General features: G+C 65.3%; 21 protein-coding genes. 5 read left to right on the top strand and 16 right to left on the bottom strand.

The window, feature by feature from the left end; translation table 11 throughout:
- Positions 1 to 46 precede the first annotated feature (46 nt).
- On the bottom strand, positions 47 to 1,090 hold the full coding sequence (locus tag DA1_RS07720; RefSeq protein ID WP_034392464.1) for a bile acid:sodium symporter family protein: 1,044 nt from the start codon (positions 1,088 to 1,090) through the stop codon (positions 47 to 49).
- Between the two features lie 118 nt (positions 1,091 to 1,208).
- Between DA1_RS07720 and DA1_RS07715 the strand changes: the two genes are divergently transcribed.
- Positions 1,209 to 2,126, top strand: coding sequence for a LysR family transcriptional regulator (locus DA1_RS07715; RefSeq protein ID WP_034392466.1), 918 nt, complete (start codon positions 1,209 to 1,211; stop codon positions 2,124 to 2,126).
- Positions 2,127 to 2,144: 18 nt separating this feature from the next.
- Here DA1_RS07715 and DA1_RS07710 read toward each other — a convergent pair whose 3' ends face one another.
- From DA1_RS07710 to DA1_RS07665, 10 genes are all read right to left on the bottom strand, one after another.
- On the bottom strand, positions 2,145 to 2,549 hold the full coding sequence (locus DA1_RS07710; protein ID WP_013802843.1) for a type II toxin-antitoxin system VapC family toxin: 405 nt from the start codon (positions 2,547 to 2,549) through the stop codon (positions 2,145 to 2,147).
- Positions 2,550 to 2,558: 9 nt separating this feature from the next.
- A complete protein-coding gene (locus tag DA1_RS07705; RefSeq protein ID WP_013802842.1) occupies positions 2,559 to 2,789 on the bottom strand; it encodes a ribbon-helix-helix domain-containing protein in 231 nt (76 codons plus the stop codon).
- A 96-nt stretch (positions 2,790 to 2,885) separates the two neighbouring features.
- Complete coding sequence (locus DA1_RS07700) at positions 2,886 to 4,247, bottom strand: D-tagatose-bisphosphate aldolase, class II, non-catalytic subunit (protein ID WP_051940646.1); 1,362 nt, start codon at positions 4,245 to 4,247, stop codon at positions 2,886 to 2,888.
- Between the two features lie 4 nt (positions 4,248 to 4,251).
- Positions 4,252 to 5,220, bottom strand: a complete 969-nt coding sequence (locus DA1_RS07695) for a tagatose kinase (protein WP_034392469.1) — start codon at positions 5,218 to 5,220, stop codon at positions 4,252 to 4,254.
- 60 nt (positions 5,221 to 5,280) lie between these two features.
- Complete coding sequence (locus DA1_RS07690) at positions 5,281 to 6,327, bottom strand: ABC transporter permease (protein ID WP_034392473.1); 1,047 nt, start codon at positions 6,325 to 6,327, stop codon at positions 5,281 to 5,283.
- Positions 6,324 to 7,880: a sugar ABC transporter ATP-binding protein gene (locus DA1_RS07685; protein ID WP_034392476.1), complete on the bottom strand. Its 1,557-nt coding sequence runs from the start codon at positions 7,878 to 7,880 to the stop codon at positions 6,324 to 6,326. Before DA1_RS07685 ends, DA1_RS07690 begins: the two co-directional genes overlap by 4 nt.
- Before the next feature lie 20 nt (positions 7,881 to 7,900).
- Entirely contained in the window at positions 7,901 to 8,827 is a 927-nt protein-coding gene (locus DA1_RS07680) for a substrate-binding domain-containing protein (protein WP_034392479.1), read from the bottom strand.
- Between the two features lie 34 nt (positions 8,828 to 8,861).
- Positions 8,862 to 9,671 carry a DeoR family transcriptional regulator gene (locus tag DA1_RS07675; protein ID WP_034392482.1) on the bottom strand — a complete coding sequence of 270 codons (810 nt, stop codon included), beginning with the start codon at positions 9,669 to 9,671 and terminating at the stop codon, positions 8,862 to 8,864.
- Between the two features lie 110 nt (positions 9,672 to 9,781).
- Positions 9,782 to 10,513: a type 1 glutamine amidotransferase gene (locus DA1_RS07670; protein WP_034392485.1), complete on the bottom strand. Its 732-nt coding sequence runs from the start codon at positions 10,511 to 10,513 to the stop codon at positions 9,782 to 9,784.
- Positions 10,514 to 10,695: 182 nt separating this feature from the next.
- Entirely contained in the window at positions 10,696 to 12,090 is a 1,395-nt protein-coding gene (locus tag DA1_RS07665) for a hypothetical protein (RefSeq protein ID WP_230590762.1), read from the bottom strand.
- Between DA1_RS07665 and DA1_RS31245 the strand changes: the two genes are divergently transcribed.
- A complete protein-coding gene (locus tag DA1_RS31245; RefSeq protein ID WP_230590763.1) occupies positions 12,082 to 12,474 on the top strand; it encodes a hypothetical protein in 393 nt (130 codons plus the stop codon). The two genes, DA1_RS07665 and DA1_RS31245, sit on opposite strands and share 9 nt — an antisense overlap.
- Before the next feature lie 655 nt (positions 12,475 to 13,129).
- On the opposite strand, the gene DA1_RS07660 is transcribed toward DA1_RS31245, so the two are convergent.
- Positions 13,130 to 14,032, bottom strand: a complete 903-nt coding sequence (locus DA1_RS07660; protein WP_013802833.1) for a DMT family transporter — start codon at positions 14,030 to 14,032, stop codon at positions 13,130 to 13,132.
- 14 nt (positions 14,033 to 14,046) lie between these two features.
- Between DA1_RS07660 and DA1_RS07655 the strand changes: the two genes are divergently transcribed.
- Positions 14,047 to 14,616 carry a helix-turn-helix domain-containing protein gene (locus tag DA1_RS07655; RefSeq protein WP_026062195.1) on the top strand — a complete coding sequence of 190 codons (570 nt, stop codon included), beginning with the start codon at positions 14,047 to 14,049 and terminating at the stop codon, positions 14,614 to 14,616.
- A gap of 45 nt (positions 14,617 to 14,661) precedes the next feature.
- Here the strand turns inward: DA1_RS07655 and DA1_RS29510 are convergent, their stop codons facing one another.
- The 4 genes from DA1_RS29510 to cysC all read right to left on the bottom strand — a co-directional run bounded on the left by DA1_RS29510 (position 14,662) and on the right by cysC (position 17,556).
- Positions 14,662 to 15,006 (bottom strand): hypothetical protein, encoded by a 345-nt coding sequence (locus tag DA1_RS29510; RefSeq protein ID WP_081232003.1) that lies wholly within the window; start codon positions 15,004 to 15,006, stop codon positions 14,662 to 14,664.
- A 78-nt stretch (positions 15,007 to 15,084) separates the two neighbouring features.
- Positions 15,085 to 16,245 carry a hypothetical protein gene (locus tag DA1_RS07650; RefSeq protein WP_034392490.1) on the bottom strand — a complete coding sequence of 387 codons (1,161 nt, stop codon included), beginning with the start codon at positions 16,243 to 16,245 and terminating at the stop codon, positions 15,085 to 15,087.
- Positions 16,238 to 16,873, bottom strand: a complete 636-nt coding sequence (locus tag DA1_RS07645) for an aspartyl/asparaginyl beta-hydroxylase domain-containing protein (RefSeq protein ID WP_034392492.1) — start codon at positions 16,871 to 16,873, stop codon at positions 16,238 to 16,240. The genes DA1_RS07650 and DA1_RS07645 overlap by 8 nt, the downstream gene beginning before the upstream one ends.
- On the bottom strand, positions 16,870 to 17,556 hold the full coding sequence (cysC, locus tag DA1_RS07640) for an adenylyl-sulfate kinase (protein WP_034392494.1): 687 nt from the start codon (positions 17,554 to 17,556) through the stop codon (positions 16,870 to 16,872). The genes DA1_RS07645 and cysC overlap by 4 nt, the downstream gene beginning before the upstream one ends.
- A gap of 723 nt (positions 17,557 to 18,279) precedes the next feature.
- Between cysC and DA1_RS07635 the strand changes: the two genes are divergently transcribed.
- Together DA1_RS07635 and DA1_RS07630 are read left to right on the top strand one after the other, a co-directional pair.
- Positions 18,280 to 19,521 (top strand): MFS transporter, encoded by a 1,242-nt coding sequence (locus DA1_RS07635; protein WP_034398400.1) that lies wholly within the window; start codon positions 18,280 to 18,282, stop codon positions 19,519 to 19,521.
- A gap of 204 nt (positions 19,522 to 19,725) precedes the next feature.
- Positions 19,726 to 20,823, top strand: a complete 1,098-nt coding sequence (locus DA1_RS07630; protein WP_034392496.1) for a tyrosine-type recombinase/integrase — start codon at positions 19,726 to 19,728, stop codon at positions 20,821 to 20,823.
- Positions 20,824 to 21,503: the final 680 nt, after the last annotated feature.

Raw genomic sequence — 21,503 nt, 5'->3', positions numbered from 1 at the left:
CTGGCGCGAGAGCCAGGCTTTTTTGTGATGGGAGCGCGCCCGCGCCTTATTTGGCTGGCGCCGTTTCGGCCTTGGCGGCCGGCGCAGCGCTGGCGGGCACGGCGCCATCCTCGATCGCCTCGGGATGCATGGGCCGGCGTGCATAGCGCTGGGCCAGCACGGCGCAGACCATGAGCTGCAGCTGGTGGAAGACCATCAGCGGCAGCACGATGGCGCCCACGGCACTGGACTCGAACAGCACCTTGGCCATGGGCACGCCGCTGACCAGGCTCTTCTTGGAGCCGCAGAACACCAGGGTGATCTCGTCCTCCTTGGAAAAGCCCAGGCGGCGCGCCGTCCACGACGTGATGACCAGCACCAGGGCCAGCAGGATGGACGACAGCAGCAGCAGGCCCAGCAGCGCAGGCAGGGGCGTCTGCTGCCACAGGCCGCTGATGACGGCGGCGCTGAAGGCCGTGTACACCACCAGCAGGATGGAGCCCTGGTCCACGAACTTCACGCGCTTGGCATGGCGCGAGATGAAGCCGCCGATCACGGGCCGCAGCAGATGGCCCAGCACAAAGGGCAGCAGCAGCTGCAGCGCGATCTTGCCGATGGCCTGCAGCGCGTCGCCCCCTTCGGCGCTCTTGTGCAGCAGCATGCTGACCAGGATGGGCGTGATCACGATGCCCATCAGCGTGGAGGCCGATGCGCTGCACACGGCAGCGGGCATGTTGCCGCGCGCCATGGCCGTGAAGGCAATGGCCGACTGCACCGTGGCCGGCAGCGTGCACAGAAAGAGCACGCCCATGTACATCTCGGGCGTGACCAGGGGCTCCAGCACGGGGCGCAGCGCCCAGCCCAGCAGGGGGAAAAGCACGAAGGTGGCGGCAAAGATGGTCAGGTGCAGGCGCCAGTGGCCTATGCCGGCAAAGATGGCCTCGCGCGAGAGCTTGGCGCCGTGCAGGAAGAACAGCAGGCTGACCATGAGCGTGGTCGCCACCTCCAGCCATTGCGAGACGGTGCCCGAGGCGGGCAGGAAGCTGGCCAGTGCCACGGTGGACAGCAGCATCAGCGTGAAATTGTCAGGGGCGAAGCGGGGGCGTGCCATGGGAAAACTCTCTCCAACTAACTATCGGTTCGTGCAGCCAGGCTGCAAGGCCCCGATTGGACGCCACGGCCATTGAAAAGAGAAATGGATTTATCTGATGGTTTTATAATTTTTCCGTATGAATATCAGCCTGCGCCAGCTGCGCGCCTTCCTGGCCGTGGCAGAAAGCCGCAACTTCAGCCGCGCCGGCGAGCTGATGGCGCTCACCCAGCCCGCCGTCAGCCGCAACGTCACCGAGCTGGAACAGGCCCTGGGCGTGCAGCTTTTGCACCGCACCACGCGCGAGGTGGAACTGACCGACGCCGGCCGCCTGCTGCAGGGCCATGCCACGCGCGTGCTGGACGCGCTGGATGAATGCCTGCTCGAAGTCAGCGGCCTGGCCACCCAGCGCCTGGGCAAGGTACGCGTGGCCAGCAGCCCCACGCTGTCGGCCCACCTGATGCCGCGCTGCATTGCGCGCTGCCGCGAGCAGGCGCCGGGCATCGAGCTGCTGCTGCTGGACCGCATCCAGAGCGACGTGCTGCAAAGCGTGCGCAGCGGCGAGGTGGACTTCGGCGTGGTCATCGACCCGCAAGGCCGCGATGACCTGTACTGCGAAACCATACTCAGCGAGCCCTTTTGCCTGGTCTGCCCGGCCACGCACCGGCTGGCCCGCAAGCGTCAGGTGGCCTGGAGCGACCTGGCCGGCCAGCCGCTGGTACTGCTGGACCACGCCTCGGGCAGCCGCCGCCTGATCGACGCCGCGCTGCAGGCCCACGACGCCGAGGCCGCCGTGGTCCAGGAAGTCGGCCACACCACCACCATCTTCTGCATGCTCCAGGCGGGCCTCGGCCTGAGCGTGGTGCCGGAACTGGCCGTGCCGCAGGAATGGCGAACTCCCGCGAGTGGCGCCACCATCCCCGACGCCCTTGCCAGCCGCCCCCTGCTGCCGCGCGTGCAGCGCGACATCATGCTGGTGCGCCGCCGCCAGCGTGAACTGTCGCCGGTGGCGCAAAGCGTGTGGGATTTGATCAGGGGGGAGGCGGGGCAGCTGTGAGGCTGTGGTGGGCGAGGATCAATCCATGTGCCAGTTCAGGCACTGCAAGTCGGGCACACGAGAAAACTCCCGGATATTGCGGGTGACCAGCGCTGCCTGATGGCGCAATGCAGTTGCTGCGATCAAGGTGTCATGCGGTCCTATCGGCGTGCCCTTGGCCTCCAGCGCTGCGCGTATGCGGGCGGCATGAGTCGCGCATTCGCTGTCGAATGCCAGCAACTGCATGGGGCGCAGGAGTTGCACCAATGCCTCAAGACGAGGCGCGGAGGCGGCTGGCGGCAAGCGTTGCAGTCCATAACGCAGCTCGTACTCCACGATGGCCGGTACGCCGATGTCGGTGGGGCGCAAAGCCTGCAGGCGAGGCACTACCTGCGGGTCTCCGCGAAAGTAATAGCTGATGGTGTTGCTGTCGAGGATCAGCATGGCCGCATGTCAATAGCCGACTCGAGGCACATCGGCGGCAACTGGAGCGTTATGTTCGTTCGCAAGAGGGAAATCGGCGAAGCGACCTGCCAGCTCAATGCAATCCTGAGGCCATTCATGCGCTGCGTACTTGCGAATGATCTCGGCGACCCAGCGGCTCTTGGACATGCCATTGGCTCTGGCCGCCTCTTCCACCAGAGCTTGGGTGGTGTCGTCCAAATAGAGTGTGATTTGCGACATGGCAGCTACTCCTTGAGCGGGGGAACGGGTTCAAAAAGTATATGTGCAAACATAATTGCCCAGTTCAAGACCCAGTTCCCCTACGAGGCTGGCGCATCACACAACACCCCCACAAGCCGCCGCATACGGCCTGATTGCCTCGCGCACGCGGTCCAGCACCAGCGCGTGGGGCGAGGGCGCAAGCCGCCCGGCGCGCACGGCCTGGTATTGGGCTGGGAGGAACTGGCTGAGCATGTTCTCGGGCAGGGTGCAGGTGGACAGGTTGTCCAGCAGCCGCGCCACGGCGGCGTTCACCGTGGGGTCGGCCCAGTAGTAGCGGATGCGGTCGCTGTAGCTGTAGATGCGCAGCAGCCTTTGGGCGCCGGGATCGGGCTGCTCGCCGCGGTAGTAGCGCTCCCAGTTGGCGGGGCGGCCCAGCATGGCGGACTCCAGCACGGCGGGCAGGTGGGAGCGCTGGTGCGCGTCGATGAGCTGCTCTTCGATGGCGGCCAGCGCGAACAGCACCTCGCGCAGCGCAAAGGTGGCGCCGGGGCCGACCTTGAGGATGGCAAAGCCGTCCTGCACCAGCTGGCGCAGGGCTTCGGGCCGCTGGTAGTCGGTGGAGTGGGCCTCGAAGACCAGTTGCGGGTGCTGGCGCAGCAACTGTTTGAGGTCGGCCGCTTCGCCGGGCGCGTAGTCCACCACGCGCGTGTGATCGAACTCCACGCCGGGCTGGACCACCATGGCAATGATGCGCGGCCAGACTGGGTCCAGCCCCTGTTGCGCGAAGACTTCACGGTGCACCTGCAGCGTGCGCTGGGCGTCGGCGCGGGCAGTGACTTGCACATGCTCCAGCGCATGCGCGGCGCCGCCGGGCACGGGCACTTCGGTGCCGATCACGTAGACGGGGCCGGGCGCCGGGCAGGTGCTGCCGCGCTCGGCCGCCTGGCAGAGCAGGGCAGCGCGGCGGGCCACGGTTTCGTCGTCCAGCGCCTGGGGGTCGTCTGCGCAGGCCATGCTGGCGTCCAGATGCAGCTTCACGAAGCCGGCCGCCGCATAGGCGTGTACCAGGTCCTGCGCCAGTTCCATGGCCTCGGCGGCAGGCAGATGCGTCCACGCCGTGGGGCCCAGGTGGTCGCCGCCCAGCAGCACGCGCTCCAGCGGCAGGCCGACGCGGTGGGCGATGGCCAGCACGAAGCGGCGGAAGTCGGCGGGCTGCATGCCGGTGTAGCCGCCGAACTGGTTGACCTGATTGGCGGTGGCTTCCACCAGCAGCGGCGTGCCGTCGTCCAGCGCCTGGTGCATGGCGGCCTCGATGACCAGGGGATGGGCCGAGCAGATGGAGTAGATGCCGAGTGCGCTGCCTGTTGCGCGCGCATCGCCTGCGGCTGCTGGCGTTTGCCTGGAGCGTGACTGCGCCAGGCGGGTGAAGTGGGTGAGATGGGTGGGGTGGGTGAGGTGGGTGAGGTGGGTGGGCATGGTTTCAGCCCTCCATCACCGCATGCCGCAGGTGCTGCGGCTGTTGTGCCAGCAGCGCGTCGAGCCCCGCAAAGCCGGATGTGCCCTCCATCGGCCCCTTGCTGGCGACGGCCAGCGCGCCGGCCGCATTGGCGTAGCGCAGCGATTGCAGCGCGGTCTTGCCCATGCGCCGGCAGGCGATGAAGGTGGCGCCAAAGCAGTCGCCCGCGCCCGTGGGGTCGGCCATGTCCACGGCAAGGGCGTCGAGGTCGATGCGCTCGTCGGCACTGAAGTAGCTGCAGCCGTCGGCGCCGCGCTTGACCACGATTTCGCGCACGCCGCGCGCGAAGATTTCGGCGATGGCGCCGGCCTCGTCGGCCGAGCGGGCCAGCTGGGTGACCTCGTGGCCGCTGGGCAGGAAGATGTCGGTGAACTCCAGGATGTAGGCCAGGGCTTCGCGCATTTCGGGAATGCGCAGCATCTCCTTGCGCACGTTCGGGTCGAAGGACACGGTGCCGCCCTGGGCCTTGACGATTTCGATGGCCTTCTTCATGGCATCGATGATGCGAAACGAGAACAGCGACGAGCCCATGACATGGAAGTGCGCGCAGTCCTTGAGCACGGCCTGGTTGACCTGCTCGGGCTGCAGCTGTGCCGAGGCGCTGTTGGTGATGTTGAAGATGAAGTCGCGCTCGCCGCTGTCGCGGTAGGTGACGAAGGCGCTGCCCGTGACGGCGCCCTTGCATACGGCGATGGCGCTGGTGTCCACGCCGTCGCGGCGCAGGCGGTCGATGTTGAGCCAGCCAAAATCATCATCGCCCACGCAGCCGATGATGGCGGCCGGATGCCCCAGCCGGGCCACCTGGTCGATGAAGATGGCGGGCGCCCCGCTGGCATAGGGCCCGGCCAGCGGCCCCGGCGCGCGAAAGCTCTGGCCTTTTCGCTCGGCCATGATTTCGACGAGGATCTCGCCCATGGTCATGATGGATTGCATGCTCTCCCTCCCTTTGGAATCAAACCCCGTGCGCCGTTCGCTGCGCCGCCGGCCCATGCGTCAGCGCCTGCGCCTGCTGTGCACATCGATGCACACAGCCACCAGAATCACGCTGCCCTTGACGATGAGCTGATAGAAGTAGGGCACGCTCATCAGGTTCATGCCGTTGTTGATGACGCCGATCATCAGCGCCCCTATCAAGGTGCCCGCAACGCTGCCGTGGCCTCCGGCCAGGCGCGTGCCGCCCAGCACGGCGGCGGCAATGGCGTCCAGCTCCCAGCCCATGGCCGCGTTGGGCTGGGCCGAGTACAGGCGGGAGGTGAGCAGCAGGCCGCCCACGGCCGCCATCAGCCCCGACAGCATGAAGATGGCGATCTTGAGGCGCCCCACCCGTATGCCCGCATAGGTGGCCGCCTCGGCATTGCCGCCTGCCAGATAGGTTTTGCGGCCAAAGACGGTACGGGCCAGCACGAAGTGGTTGGCAGCCAGCAGCGCGGCCAGGATCCAGATGGGCACGGGCATGCCCAGCCATTCGCCGTTGCCGATCCACAGAAAAGCCTCGTTGTCCACCGGCGCCGGCATGCCGCCTGAGACGATATAGGCCAGCCCCCGGAAGATGCCCATGGTCGCCACCGTCACGATGAAGGACGGCAGATGCAGCAGCGCCGACAGCGAGCCGTTGAGTGCGCCCAGCACCAGGCCGCACAACAGCACGGCGGGCAGCACCAGGGCGGGCGCCAGACCCTGGCCCAGCATCAGGCCGGCCACGCTGCCGGCCAGGGCGACCACCGATCCCACAGAGAGGTCGATCTCGCCCAGGAGCAGTACATAGGTCATGCCGAAGGCCACGATGGCGATGATGGACACCTGCAGCAGCACGTTGCGCAGGTTGCCGCCCGTCAGAAAGGCCGGCGACAGCAGGGAGAACAGCAGCACCAGGGCGGCAAGGCCCATGAGGGTGCCGGCGTGGCGCCGCAGCGATCGCCAGCCACCTCGCAAGCCGTCTCGCCATGTTTCCTGGCTGCCCGGGATGTTTTCGGCAGCGTCGGAGGCGTCGGAGGCATTGGAGGAGCCAGACGCTGTGATGCTCAGTTCGGAAGGGGTCATGGCAGTCCTGCTCCGGTGGCGTGCGCCATCACGGTCTCCTGGCGCAGATGGAGGGTGTCCAGGCTCTGGACGAGGCGCTTGTTGCGCATGACCAGCAGCCGGTCGCTCAGGGCCAGTGCCTCGGGCAGCTCCGACGACACCAGGATGACGGCCGTGCCGGCCGCTGCCAGCTCGCGGATCAGGGCATAGATCTCGAACTTCGCGCCCACGTCGATGCCGCGCGTGGGCTCGTCCAGCACCAGCAGCCGGGGGCGCATGGCCAGCCATTTGGCGAACACGATCTTTTGCTGATTCCCGCCCGACAACTGGCGCACGGGCTGGTACAGGCCGGCAACGCGTATCTTCAGCCGCTGCACGCAGGCGCGGGCCAGCGATTGCTCGGCCGCCTCGTCGGTGAGCAGTGCGCCGCCGCGCCCGCTGTGCACCTGCACCATGCAGATGTTGTGCTGCACGGACTGGTCCAGCACCAGGCCTTGCTCCTTGCGGTTCTCGGTCACGAAGGCCATGCCCTGGCCAATGGCGTCGGCCGGCGAGCGCAGGCGCAGCGGCCGGCCGTGCATGAGGATGCTGCCCGTGCAGCGGTGCATGCCGAACAGCGCATCCATGACATCGGACCGGCCCGAGCCCACCAGCCCGAAGAAGCCCACGATCTCGCCCGCATGGACCTCGAAGTCAATGCCTTCGAAGCGCCCGGCCAGGCCCAGGCCGCGCACCTGGAGCAGGGCGCGCGTGCTGCGGTCAGGGGTGGGGCTGCGCGGCGGATAGATGTCCTGCATCTGGCGCCCCACCATGAGCGCGATCAGCGCCCCGATGTCGGTCTCGTCCCGCGCCAGGGTGCAGATGGAGCTGCCATCGCGCATGACGGTGATCTCGTCGGAGATGCGCATGATCTCGTCCATGCGGTGCGAGACGTAGATGATGGCGCGCCCCTCGGCCTTGAGGCGGGCGATGAGGGTGAAGAGAATCTGCGCCTCGCTGTCGCTGAGCGAGGAGGTGGGCTCATCCATGATGACGATGCGCGAGGGCTGGCACAGCGCCTTGGCGATCTCCACCAGCTGGCGCTGGGCCAGCGACAGTTCGGCCACCTGCGCGTTGGGGTCCAGGTCCATGCCCAGGCGGGCCAGCAGCGCGGCGGCGTCGCGGCGCAGTGCGCGGCGGTCCACGCAGCCGGCCCGCTGCGGGAGCCGCGCGGCAAACAGGTTGTCCGCCACGCTGAGGTTGGGCGCCAGGCTCAGCTCCTGGTGAACGATGGCGATGCCGTGGCGCTGCGCATCGGTGGGGCTGGCCAGCTCGGTGCTGGCACCCTCGATCAGCAGCTGGCCGCCATCGGGCTGGTGCACGCCCGCCAGGATCTTGAGCAGGGTGGATTTGCCGGCCCCGTTCTCGCCCAGCAGCGTGTGCACCGTGCCTGCGCGCAGGCGGAAGGAAACGCTTTTGAGCGCCTGCACGGCGCCGAAGGATTTGGCCAGCGACCGGGCCTCGAGCATGGGGGGCTGCGCAACGGCGTCGAGCATGGCACGGCCTGGGTGGCTGTGTGCAGTGGGGCCTGGCATGGCGGGCTCCGCAGGTCCATTTACCTGGCGGCAGCCGTGTACACGCCGGGCAGCACGGGGTGGAATTTTTCCACCGGTTTGCCCTGCAGCAGCTGCGCGGCAATGGCCACGGCTTGCAGTCCCAACTGGTCGGGGTACTGGCGGATCACGCCCACGAAGGCCGGCTCCCGGTCCACGGCCGCGCGCGCCTCGGCCATGCCGTCAAAGCCGACGATCTTGACCTGCTCCAGCTTTCTTGCGCCCTTGACGCTGGCCAGTGCAGCCAGGGCCGCGTCGTCGCCAAACCCGAAGATGCCCGCGAGATCGGGGTGGGCCTGCAGCATGTTCTGCGAAGCGGACAGGGCCTCGGCGCGTGTGATGCCGGGTTGTACCGAGACGATCTTCATGCCGGGGAAGGTGGCAATGGCGGCCTTGAAACCCTCCACGCGATCGACCACGGACTGTATGGACGGGTAGTGCAGCACGCCGATCTGGCCCTTGCCGCCCGTGGCGCGGCCCATGAGCTGGCCGGCCAGCACGCCGCCGGCGCGGTTGTCGGTGGCCACGTGCGATGCGACCTCGACCCCGCTGGCCGCAATGTCCACGGTGATCACGGGAATGCGGGCGGCGGCAGCCTTGAGCACGGCGGCCTTCACGCCCCGGGAATCGACGGGAGACAGGATGATGGCATCGACCTTCTTGCTGACGAAGTCCTCCACATCGGAGATCTGCTTGCCCAGGTCCTGGTTGGCAATGCTCAGGTCCAGCTTCAGCCCCTGCCGCGCGGCTTCCTGCTGCATGGCCTGGGCCAGCTCCAGGTAGAACGGGTGCTGCTGCGTGAGCAGGGACACGCCGATGGTGCGGGCAGGGCTGGGGCCGGGGCCCGGCTGTGCAAGCGCCGGGCTGGCCGGCAGGCCGAATGTGAATGCGCCGGCCAGCAGGCGCCGGAGAAACGTGTTGCGGTCCATGGCTGTCTCCCTCCCTCTGTCGTTGTGGAAAAGCTCAGGTTCTGGCGAATTCGATGCGGCCCTCGGCCTTGCGGGTGGCCTGCAGCCGGTGGTGCGCCAGCAGATCGAAGGCGCCCGGCTCCATGTCCTGGTGGGCGCACAGGCCGTCGATCTGGGCGATGTCGCAGACCGGATGCCCGCTCGTGGTGCTGTCCAGGTCCAGGGCCAGCGCCACGGCCTTGGTGCTGTGCTCCACGGCTGCCGAATACAGGCGAGCCGCGCCCGGGTCGCGGCACAGCAGGCGGTTGCGGTCGTCGATGCCGCAGATCTCGAACAGGCAGATGTCCAGCGGCCGGGCCCGCAGACCCGCTTCTGCCCCGGGGCCGATGAGGCCGGGCTCGTCGCCGGCCAGCGCGCCGCCCGTGACGTGGATGGCGCAATCGAGAAACTGCCGCGCCGTCGCCACCATGGCCAGGTCGTGCAGCGTCAGCGCAATGCCCTGGCGGCTGGCCAGCAGTGGCAGCACGCGGTGGGTGATGCGGCCGCTGCCCAGGAAGACCGAGGCGTCGTCCTCGATCCAGCCCAGCGCGCCCTGGGCCACCTGGGCCTGCGCCGGGCCTTGCGCGGCGGCAGGGGCGCCAGGTATCTCTGCGGCCGTCTTGAGCAGGGCCGGGTTGTAGCGCGCCTTGCCGAAGGCGCGCACCACATAGCCCTGCTGTTCCAGGTAGTGCAGGTCGTTGCGGATGGTGACGGTGGAGACGCCGAAGAGCACGCTCAGCGCTTCGACCCGCACCTCGTCGGTCTTGCGCGCCAGCTCCACGATCTGCAGCCTGCGCTTGAGTGAACTGTTGCCTTGTTCCTGCATGGATTCTTTCGATTAGAAAGTTTTTTATTTCGTATCGAAAGTTTCCCTGCGTGCAAACGCCACGTCAAGCGCTCCCCGGGTATTCACCGGGGCGTCCGCTTCGGGGAGGGCTATCGGCTGGCCACGCCCAGGTTCACGACCACCGGCCGCTGCAACTGTGCCGTCCAGGCCCGGTAGGTCCGGTGGGCCAGGGCGTTCAACACGGGAATGCGCAGGTCCAGGTGGCGCAGGATCTCGCTCTCGGTCTGCGCCGCGGGGCCGCGTGCGCGCAGCAGCTCGTCATGGCCTTCGGTGCACCAGGCAGCCACGCTGGCGGCGGTCACTTCCATGTGGCCCTGGAAGGCCCAGTGCCGGCCGTGGCGAAAGCCCTTGTTCAGGCAGTGGCTGCCGTACATGGTGCGCACGGCCCCGCGCGGGATCTCGAAGGTGTCGTAGTGCCAATGGAAGATCGTCGCCTCGCGCGGCAGGTCCATGACCTGCTGGGCGGCGGCCGTCACCCAGATGCGGCTCCAGCCAATGTTGGGGCAGGGGTTGCGCCAGACCCTGGCGCCCATGGCGCGCGCCAGCATCTGTGCGCCAAAGCAGTGGCCGAGCACGGGGATGTCGCTGCGCAGCGCATCGGTCAGCAGGGCCTGTTCATCCTCCATCCACGGCAGGCCCTCGTTCACGCTGTGGTTGCTGCCCAGCACCACGATGCCGCTGTAGTCGGCGGCGTGCACAGGGGCTGTGCCATCGAGGGCAGGCTGCAACAGTCGGTAGGGAATGCACTGTTGCTCCAGGTGTTCACGCAGAACGCCGGGGCCCTGGGCGGATTCGTGCTGGAGGATGGCGACAGGTCTCATGGCGGCGCGGCTTCATCGGGAAGCCATTTGTTGTGAGGCCTTGACTCTAGGGACGGCTGCCTCAAGGGCGGATTGTGTTTGCGCACAACGCCATCAAGGCCGCATCAAGGCGCCCCATGCCTTGCGCAGGCCCAACGCAAAAAGGCGCCACGGCCGTGGCGCCTTTTATGGTGGCAACTCCGTCAATCGTGGTGCCGCCCGGAGCGCTGCGGGCCCGGCTGCCTGCCACGGCGGCGCAGTCCCAGCGCCGCCGCGCCCAGCAGGAGCAGGGATGCCCAGGCCCCGCCCACGGGGATGGCTGCGACGGAGTCGCTGCCTGGGGCATCGCCCGCGCCAGGCGTGGTCTTGGTGGTGGTCGCAGTGCTTGAGTCGACATCGCCCGTCGCCTGGGTCTGGGTGACCGTGATGGTCACCGATCCCTTGGGCAGGCCGCTCACGTCTATGGCAGGAGTGGTCCAGTGGCCATTGCCATCGCAGGGCACGGTCACCACCACGGCCTTGGGTGCCGTGCCGATGGTCACCGTCACGCTGCCACCGCCGGCCGTGCAGGTGCCAGAGAGGATGTAGCCGCCCTGGTTGCCCGCGTCTATCGGGGGAGGATTCACCACTGTGACCGAGGGCGTGGTGGGCGGCGTGGTATCGACCTTGGTGACCGTGGCATCGGCCGTGCCCGAATTGCCGGCGGCATTGGTCTGAGCCACGTGGATGTCCACCGTACCCGCAGGCAGTGCGCTCACATCGGTGGCGGGGGTGGTCCAATGGCCATTGCTGTCGCAGGGCGCAGTGGCCACCACCGCGTTGGGCGCCGTGCCTATGGTCACCGTAACGCTGCCTGCGCCGACTGTGCAGGTGCCAGAGAGGATGTAGGCGCCCTGGTTGCCGGCATTGATCTGGGGCGCGGTGCCCACTGTGACCACAGGCGGCGTGGTGTCTGCCTTGGTGACGGAGACATTGGCGGTCCCTGTATTGCCCGCCGCATCGGTCTGGCTGGCCTGGATGGGCACCGTGCCCGCAGGCAGCCCGCCCAGGTCGGTGGCGGCAGTGGTCCATTGGCTGTTGCTGCCGCACGCTGCGATGGCTTCCACGGAGTTGGGCGCCGTGCCGATGCGCACCCTGACATCGCCATCGCCGGCCGTGCAGGTGCCCGAGACGGTGTAGCTGTGCTCATTGCCGGCATTTATCGCGGCTGCGTTGTCCACCGCGACCACGGGTGCCGTCGTGTCCGTGGCTGCGGCCGTGGTCTTGGTGGTGATGACACTTCGCGTGCCGGTGTTGCCGGCCGCATCGGTCTGGGTGGCCGTGATGTCCACCGGACCCAGGGGCAGGCTGGCCACATTGGCAGCGGGTGCCGTCCAGGCTCCGGCTGCATTGCAGGCCGTCGTCATGGTCACGAACTTCGGGGCCGTGCCGATGGTCACCTTCACATTGCCATCGCCCGCGGTGCAACTGCCTGCGACGATGTAGGCCTCCTGGTTGTCTGCATTGATCACCGGGGACGTGGTGATGTCTACCGCAGGTGGCGTGGTATCCCCTTGCGCTGCGGTGCAGTCGGCAAGCGAGGCTTGCGAATGGCCCAAGACGAGGTTGACGTCGGCGAGGGTGGGTATTTTCGCGCCAATGCGCAGGGCATTGACTTCCATTCCCCCATCCACGGGAGTTTGCTCATTGAAAACGATTTCCAGGATTCCGGTATTCAGTCCGGTATTGGGGGATGGATTCAGTGGAATTGGGACAGGGATACCGAGCACGGAGATGCTCAGGTTCTCGATGGTCGCGGCCCCGGTGGGCTGGACGGCGCCATTGACGCAGGTTGCCTGCACTTGGGACTGCAGCACATCAGCCTTGATGGCCACGACGCTAGCGATGGACAGGTTGATGTCACTGATGCCTGCGGTTGTTTCGACGCGGTTTTGCGCCAGCGAGCTCCCGGTGCTTGCCGAGAGCACACCCGCCTTCAATGAAATCAAGCTGTCGGTGGCGCCCCCGATGTCTGCAGCAAGCATTTTCCCGGAGACATTGAACGCCGGCGGCGCACTTTGCAGTCCGGTATCTACCAGCGGGATATCCAGCCCGATGCCTACCAATGAAACGCCGGCCTTCACTTCCAGCGCATAGCCGCGACCTTGCCCTGCCGAGGCGGCCCATGCGGTGCCACCCGTCCCCAAAACGATTGTGCAGCTGACTGCCATTGCCGCCGTAAAGCCGGCCAATTTCCGTCGATTTCCCGCGCCACGCTTTTGCATGCCATCGCCCTTTCATGAGTTCCTGAATTGAATGACCATCAAGCCGATGAATGGCTTGCCTGTTTTCAAAAGCGGAATCTAAAGGGTTGATTGCGTTTTGTAATGATCTTTTTGATGAAAATCGGATTTTCAGAGTCGTCCTAGGATTATTGAGGAAATGAGATTTATCCTAGGAATAGCTTATTTGATCTCGGATGTTTCTGATTGATTATGAAAATACCGTTTTTCAAGAGCTTCTGAGAAGTGTCCTGGCCGGGCTTTCAAGGCGCCTGGCATGCCCCCGCTATTGGTCCTGCGCAGCAATTCGCCTGTGGCCTTGCCGCAGGGTTGGACAGGTGCGGCCCAGCACGCAGGGGGCCGCATCCGGGGCGCGTTACGGCTTGGGTGTTTGCCTGCCCAGGCGCAGCTCGCTGACCAGCACCCCGCCCACGATCAGCGCGGCCCCCAGAATTGCCAGCCCCGGCAGCCGGTCGCCGGCCATGCGTCCCACGATGCCGGCCCAGACCGGCTCGCTGGCATAGATCACGGTCGCACGCGTGGGCGACAGGGACTTCTGGGCCCAGTTCATGGTCAGCTGGATCAGGATGCTGGCGCAGGCCATGGCCACCGCGGCGGACAGCCAGACCCATGAGAAGTCGGGCACGGATTCGCCCGCCACCGGCATGGCCAGCAGCGCCATGACGCCGGCCGCCAGCAACTGCACCGTGGTCACGCGCCGCGCATCGACCTTGCCCGCGAAATGCCCGATCAGCAGCACCTCGGCCGCAATGGCCAGCGTGCTCAGCATGGTTGCCATCTCGCCCACGTTCAACTCCATGCCGCCGGACTCCGGTCCCGCCACCAGCATCAGGCCCGTGAAGGCCAGGCCAATGCCTATCCAGCTCATCAGTCGCGGCGGCTTGCCCATCACCAGCCATTGCACAAGAGGCACCAGCGGCACATACAACGCCGTCAGAAACGCCGACTTGCTGCTGCTGATGGTCTGCAGCCCGAAGGTCTGCAGACCATAGCCCAGGAAGATGCTGGCGCCGATGGCGATGCCTGCCACCAGCTCGGTGCGCGTGAGCCCGGCCATGGCCTTGCGAAACACCAGCAGCCCGATCAAACCCGCCGTGACAAAGCGCAGGCCCACAAAGAACAGCGGCCCGCTGTGCTGCATTGCCAGGTGGACCACGAGAAAGGTGCCGCCCCAGACCATGGTGACGGCGATCAAGGCCAGCTCCTGCCGGCTGAGCAGCGGCGTGCGCGAACTGTGAGAAGATGACGTGTGCAACATATTGCGCAGATCATATGAGAAATATATTGCACAGCGCTGGCGAGCGCTCCGATGTCCTGGCTTTCGTCAGCGAAAACCTGCGCCGCCTTCGCCAGCGTGCAGGACTGAGCCAGGCGGCCCTGGCCGAGGCCGCAGGCCTGAGCCGGCGCATGGTCGTGCAGCTGGAAGGCGGCGACACCAACATCAGCCTGTCCAGCCTGGATCGGCTGGCCGACGCGCTGGGCGCCAGCTTCATAGAAATCGTCAGCGACCCGGCCGCGCAGCGCCTGCGCATGGACGCCATGGCCTGGCGCGGCACCCGGCCCGAAAGCCAGGCCATGCTGCTGGGCAGCGTGCCCGCCACGCGCGAGGCTCAGCTGTGGTCCTGGTCCCTTGGGCCCGGCGAACGCTACCAGGCCGAACCTGACCCGGAAGGCTGGCACGAGATGATCGTCGTGGTCGAAGGCCGCCTGCTGGTGGACCTGAGCGAGGGTCCCATGACCATCGAGGCCGGCGACTACGCCATCTACGGCAGCGCCCAGGACTACGCCTATGTGAACCTGCACGAAGGCGTGACGCGGTTCATCCGGAATGTGATTTCCTGAGGGCGTTGCAGCGGTCTGTGCCGTGCTCTGAGCAAGGCACTGTCGTCAATGAAATGCGGTGGCCTGCGGTGCCGCTTCAGACTGAAGCTGTGCATACACAGCGCGGACTACCAAAGGATCTGTGCTGCGCAAATCAAAGGAACGGGCAAAGCCGCAGATCGACTCGCCGTTGTGGGCAGCGGCAAGCGCCTGCAGTCTGTTTTTCTCGCGGTTTTTCGACCATGCTCCGCAACTGACCAATGCAGTGACGGTGAGTGCCGTGGCAGCCGGATGTGCCACGGAAATGGTGCCTGTGGCGCACGCCAAGATTGCAATGAAGCTCCAGAAAGCCACGCGCTGCCAAATGTGGGGCACAGGGCGGGCGGGTGAGCACACCGAGGAGGTGTACATGAGGCGAGACAGACTTTTCCGGGGCTGGTACACCGTGGGCGCTGTCCATGTGCTGCTGGCGCTGATCTTTGGCGCGGCCTATTCGTTCACGGGTTGTGCGCGCCGCAGCAGCTGTGCGTGCAGCGGGCCCAGGCGCGCTTCGATGTCCTGGCGTTCGCTTTCGCCAAAGACGGCCGCCTTGTCCCGCCCGTCAGGCTCGAAGCGCTGGTCCAGCGCCTTGGCATGCTGGCGAAGGCGTGCGGCGATGCGCTGGCGCGCTGCCTCGCCTGCGTGCAGGTCGAAGCGCCGGGCTATATGCTCCATGGCTTCGGCATCCAGCTGGCGGTAGTGCAGCACAGGAACGCCCTGGCTTTCGTGCAGATCCCGCATCCGCTCCATCATTGCCTGCAGCACGCGCACGCGGTGGTCGAGCATGGAGACAACGGGCTGGCTGCCACTGCCGGAACAGAAAACCGGACCAGCGCCAGCCAGCGACGGGTCGCCCGACATGTGCCGGCCGGCCTGTTTGTGGTGTGAGGCCAGGATCTCCACAGGATCGCGGACCAGCATCAGGCTGGGCACCTCGGGGTAGAGATCGTGCAGCAGCTCCCACTGGAAAATGTCCCAGGCATTCCACTTGACCACCAGGTTACGGCGCCCCGGCACGGCCACGGTGATGGCCGACACCAGGCCGGCAATGCCATCGCGCTTTTGCGCCCGGTCCAGTGAGCTGTCCAGCAGCAGCTCGGTGAATACAGGTGGCTCCGACAGGACCAGCGTGCCGTCCAGTTCGGAAAGGCAGCCCGAGACCAGGGTGGAGCCGCAGCGCGAGAGGTGGAAGATGAAGCCGGCAGGCGGATGGCCCCCGGGCCTGGGAAGGGATTCCGCGCACAGGCCGGCCAGCGGCGTGCGCGGCCGGATGAACTGGTTCAGCAGCCTGCGCTGCAGGCAGCGGCTGATGTACTCGTCATGAAACGGCTCGGTGGCAGGGCCGTCCGGCAGGCACCAAAGGATGCTGCGCGTGCGTGCCTCATACCTGTGTGGCAGCCAGCCACCGGCCAGCAGTGCGGCAGTTGGCACGGCAGCCGCCTGGTTCAACTGCTGCAGCGCCTGCATGAGGCGACCATCGTTCCAGGCGGGAAGACACCACAGCAGGCGCAGCTGCACCAGTAGCGACTCCATGCTCCTGGCCTGCTGGAACAGGGTGTGCTGCCGGGGGCTTGCGATCAGTTCGGCAAAGGCCGCCTGCAGCTCATGCATGGGCGTGTCCCTTGCCGATGCTGTCTGCCAGCCAGGCGTTGGCAAGGCAGTCGATGACCAGGTGGGTGCGGTCCCGGGTGCCCCGGTTCACCACTTCATGCGTGGCATCGGCATTGAAATACCAGAGCTCCCCTGCGGCCATGGGGATCGTGCGGCCTTCCACGATGAACTGCACATCGGGATGTGTGTGCACGGGTACATGCAGCCGGGCCTGGCCATGCGCCAGGCCCAGCCCACGGTCGCGATGCGGCTTGATGGATGAGCCGGCCTTCAGCTGCATCAGGCGCACAGAGCGCAGCGGGCACTGCAGTTGCTCCAGCACCTGGCGTATGGCGGGGCAGTGCTGCAGCAGGGGCAGGTCCTCCCAATCCTCCTCGGGTTCCTCGATGGAGAAGCTTTGGAGAATGGGGTGGGCCGCCACATGCTGGCGCTGGCAGCGCAGCGGCATCACACGCCATACGCCTTCGTAGCCGCCGTGGTTCACGTGGTCGCACCATGGCGAGGACAGCAGCGCATCCACCTCCTCGCGCAGCGCCTGCAGCGCAACCCTGGCATCAAGCCGCGCAAACAGGGGCGTGCCGGCACAGGCGTCTTCATGCGCGCAGGGCAGGGCGGGCCTGGCATTCATTGCAGCGCCTTGGCCAGTGGCAGGGGGCAGGTCATCAGCGGCGCCATGCCCTGGATGGGCGTGCCCGGCGCAGTCGGCTGCCCGTGCAGCAGCAACGCCTGCAGGCGCGAAACACATGCGGCCACGCTGAGCTGGTCCGTGCGCAGGGTCAGCTCCGCTGCCACAGGGGGTTCATAGGGCGAGTCGATTCCGGTGAACTGACGCAGTTCGCCGCGGCGCGCTTTTCTGTACAGGCCCTTGGGGTCCCGCCGCTCGGCAACGGACAGGGGAACATCCACGAACACCTCCAGGAAGTCACCCTTGTCGAACAAGGCCCTGGCAGTGTCGCGCTCGCTACGGAAAGGGGAAATGAAGGCCGCGATCACGATCGTGCCCGCATCCACGAAAAGCCGGGCGACCTCCGAGACCCTGCGTATGTTCTCCGCCCGGTCTTCTTCGGAAAAGCCCAGATCGCGGTTCAGCCGGCTGCGGATGTTGTCTCCGTCCAGCACATAGGTACGCCGGCCGGCCGCGTGCAGATGCGCCTGCAGCGCATTGGCGATGGTCGATTTGCCGGACCCCGAAAGTCCGGTCAACCATATCGCAACCGCTTTATGACCATGGAGTATCTCCCGGTCTTGCCTTGAAACGGAAGACAGTTGGTCATGTATGTCGGGCGGCGGATTCTGGCCGGAAAACAGCATGGATTCAATACGGGAAGGAAAGGCCTGGAGTGGATGCTGAGCGCATCAGGTAGGCGGGAATATCGATGGATTGTAAGAAGTTTTCAAGAAGAAATTGCTGAGGCGGTTTTTCGTTGTGTGACCGGATTCAAGTGCTTTCATTGGTCATTTATTTTCTTCTTCAGAGGAGGAAGACGGACAAGAGATGTGTTTTTGGTGATCATCAGTAAATGCTTATATTTTTCATGATTCTTGATAATTCATTTGCAATAGTCGTTGATTATGTCGATTGAACATGCTGCTGTTGGTTTTTGGTGATTGATTGATTTCTTGTTATCAATAGCATTGTGCGAATCAAGAATATAAGACAGAAAAATATGCGTCTGATGCGAATGGTTGGAAAACCTGTTCAATGCATATGCGCGACATATTGCTGAAACCAGGTACTGACTGCAGATTCCAGATGTCCGGCGCCCGGCGCTGTCCCGCATGCCTGAAGGAGGGGAAGGGGGGGCTGCTCGGGGCTGAATTTGAAAGTGAGAGGCTGCGCGGTTCCGGCGCAGAGGGAAGGCGCCGCCTCCAGGCGAAGCACCGATCGGCCGTTGGTGGTTAGGCGGCTCGTTGAGCTTGCCTGACCTCTGACGGGCAATTGCCGGTGATCTCGCTTGCCTCTGATCTCCGGGTTGATACTTAATGTCTGAGCATGTATAGACAACTACAGTCAGCCCTATCAAGGAGATGCATATGGACCGAGGCAGGCTGTTCCGGGGTTGGTACATCGTGGGCGCTGTCCATGTGCTGCTGGCGCTGATTTTTGGTGCCGCCTATTCGTTCGGGGCGTTTTTTGCCAGCATCCAGGCACAGTTCGGCGCCAGCAGCTTCTCCACGGCTTCCATCTTTTCATTGACGGCACTGATCTACTACGCCGTCGGCGTGTTCTCGGGCGCCTGGAGCGACAGGAGCTCGGTGCGCACTGTCACCTCGGCCGGCATTGTGTTGCTGTCGCTGGGCTTTGTGGCCAGCAGCCTGCTGACATCATCGCTGGCGGCTTTCCTGGGGGCCTTCTGTGCGCTGGTCGGGCTGGGAGTTGGTCTGGTCTACGTGCCTGCTGTCTCCACCATTCAGCGCTGGTTCGTGCTGCGGCGCAGTTCGGCTTCGGGTATCGCGCTTGCCGGCACCGGACTTGGAACCCTGCTCGGGCCCGTGGTGGCCGGCGCACTCATGGAGCATCTGTCCTGGCAACTGACCATGCAGGTCTATGCCGCAGCCATCGCACTGGCCGGCCTGACTGCCGCAGCCGCCCTGCGCAGCAGGCCCGAGGAGCTGGGCCTGCATCCCGATGGCATCCAACCCGGCGGCGCCAAGGCTGCTGGGCAGACCTGCCAGGGCGTGGTGGGTGTAGGCCTGGGGCAAGTGGCCCGGCAGGCGCGCTTTTGGTGGTATTTCGCCGCCATCTTCTTCGGCTCCATCGGCCTGTTCCTGGCGCTGATCCACATCAATCCGCTGGCACGTCAGCAGGGGCTGCCTGCCGCGCAGGCCAATCTGCTGATCGGGCTGATCGGCGTCGGCAATGTGCTCGGGCGTCTGGTGCTGGGGCGGCTGGGCGACAGGATGGGACCGCTGCGCTTTCTGATGGTGCTGACCGCGAGTCTGGCCCTGCTGTGCGGGCTGTGGTCCATGGCGCATGGCTTCACGGCCCTGGCGGGATTCGCGTTGGCATTCGGTGCGGTCAATGGCGGCTGCATCGCGCTGTATCCGGCCGTGGCTGCCACCTGGTTTGGCACGCGGAGCCTGGGCGCCATTCTGGGTGCGCTCTACGTGTCGGTCGGTATTGCTGCCGTGGCAGGGGGCAGTCTGGCGGGGCTGCTGTTCGATCTGTCGGGCAGCTACACATCGTCCATCCTGCTGGCGGGCGGTAGCGCCGTACTGTCGGCCCTCGCGGTGCGGATGGCGGCGCGCGCAGCAGGCGCGAAGCCACAAGCATGACCCAACGAAAAAGCCCCAGACTCTTGCGAATCTGGGGCTTCTTGTTTGGTGCCGGAGAAAGGAACCGAATAGCTGTGTTGGTATGTGCGCACGTTGCACAAAGTCATACAAATCAACAAGTTATGATCGTTCCAAAAAGCGGCATGTGCAGCGGAAATACATGTTTGCACAACGTTTGCCCCCAATTTCCCCCACTTTTCCCCCATGGCGAAGCCCAAGAAAACTGCCTCCGGCACCTACCGAATACAGATCAACGTGAAGGGGGTGAGGGATGCCGCAACGTTCCCCACCGCACGGGAGTGCAACGAGTGGGCGGCGCATCGTCGCGTTGAGTTGCTTGCTGCAGCAGCTGGGGGGAAGGCAGGGGCGCGGCTGCTGGGAGAGACCAAGACCCTCAATGACGCGGTGCTGCGGTACAAGGAGGAAGTCTCCCCATTGAAGCGCGGCTGGAGATGGGAGCTGCTTCGAATCGAGGCATTCATGAAGCACCCGAAGTGGCCAGGTGACCGGCCGATGTCTGAGCTTGATGAGCAAGACTTGATCGGCTGGAAGAACGAGCGCAGGAAGGCTGTCAAAGACGGAACGGTGATCCGCGAGATGGGCCTGTTGAGCTCCATCTTGGAAGAGGCGCGCCGAGAGTGGCACTGGATCGAGCGTAACCCGATGGCGGACGTGAAGCGGCCAAGCGCTCCTATGAACCGCGAGCGCGTCATATCCGACTTCGAGGTGAGATGCATGCTGCGCGCCATGGGCTGGTCGTCTGGTGGGCCATTGACCCAGAAAAAGCATGTAGTTGCCCGTTGCTTCATCCATGCGTTGCTCACTGGGATGCGTGCAGGCGAGATTGCAAACCTCCGCTGGGAAGACGTAAGGACATCGCACTGCATCTTGCGCCAAGGAAAGACCAAGACGGGCCAGGGCCGCATCGTTCCTCTGAGCAAGTCTGCCGGCCGGAACATCGAGAGCATGCGCGGCTACGACAGCGAGTTCGTCTTCGGCATCGGTGAGGGGACATTGGATGTGATCTTTCGTCGGTGCCGAGAGCGCGCCGGGCTGTCTGGTTTCACCTTTCACGATTCGCGGCATACCGCGGCGACACGCATTGCCCAGAAGCTCCACCTGCTCGACCTCTGCAAAATGTTTGGGTGGTCTGACCCGAAGCGGGCCATGACCTACTACAACCCGACTGCAGAGCAGATCGCGGACAGGCTGGACGCGCCTACCCCTGGCGCCGGCGCCGGATCTCCCAATCCATCACCTCTGAGAGCAGCCACTTCCCATCCTTCCCAGGCCTGGGCATAGACCGATCCCTTGCAAGCATGTTGCTGAGCGTGTTTCTGTGGACGCCCATACGCTCAGCAAATTGCTGGCGCGTGAGCCGGCCACCGAGCTGCAAGCATAGGGACTGAACAGCATAGGTCAGCACCTCGATCTTGGCCTCCATGGCTTCAGTTGGCGTCATGTCGTTTTCCTTGTTCCTTGTTTGATGATGTTGGCCAGTTCACGTAGGAGCCGGAGGCTTCTGCGCGCTTATGGAAGTGGCTCACGGGCAGCCCCGTGAGATCCGAAGCCCTTTCAAGGGAGACCCAACTAGTCATGCTGGGCGTCCTCCTGCTGTTTTTCGGTAGGCCTGCAGGCTTGGTCTTTGCGCATCTGCCGAACCTGCGCAGCGCCTTGCGTGCTGTTGCCAAGCGGGCCTGTTCGGCCTCGATTGGTGAGGAGTAGCCTTGATTTCATTCGGTCTCCTTCCGCACATACAAGGCGCATGGGTATGACGTAAGGTGCATTGACCGCACGCCATTCGCGTTGTCCCTTGTTCGCTTCGGGCGCGCGCTACCTCCGCGTTCCTCGAACCCCTGTAAGTAGCGATTGGTGACGGTCGATAGGGTTTTTTATGACTGCCGCAATGCCCGCGCGCCCACCAGCGCTGTTCTCCAGACTTGTTGGCCACGACTCGGAGGTGTGGATAGTTCGTGGCCTTT

Source organism: Delftia acidovorans NBRC 14950 (assembly GCF_001598795.1).
Lineage (GTDB): Bacteria > Pseudomonadota > Gammaproteobacteria > Burkholderiales > Burkholderiaceae_C > Comamonas > Comamonas acidovorans.
Note: the sequence above shows the minus strand (reverse complement) of the source record. Positions and strands in the feature narration are given on the sequence as shown.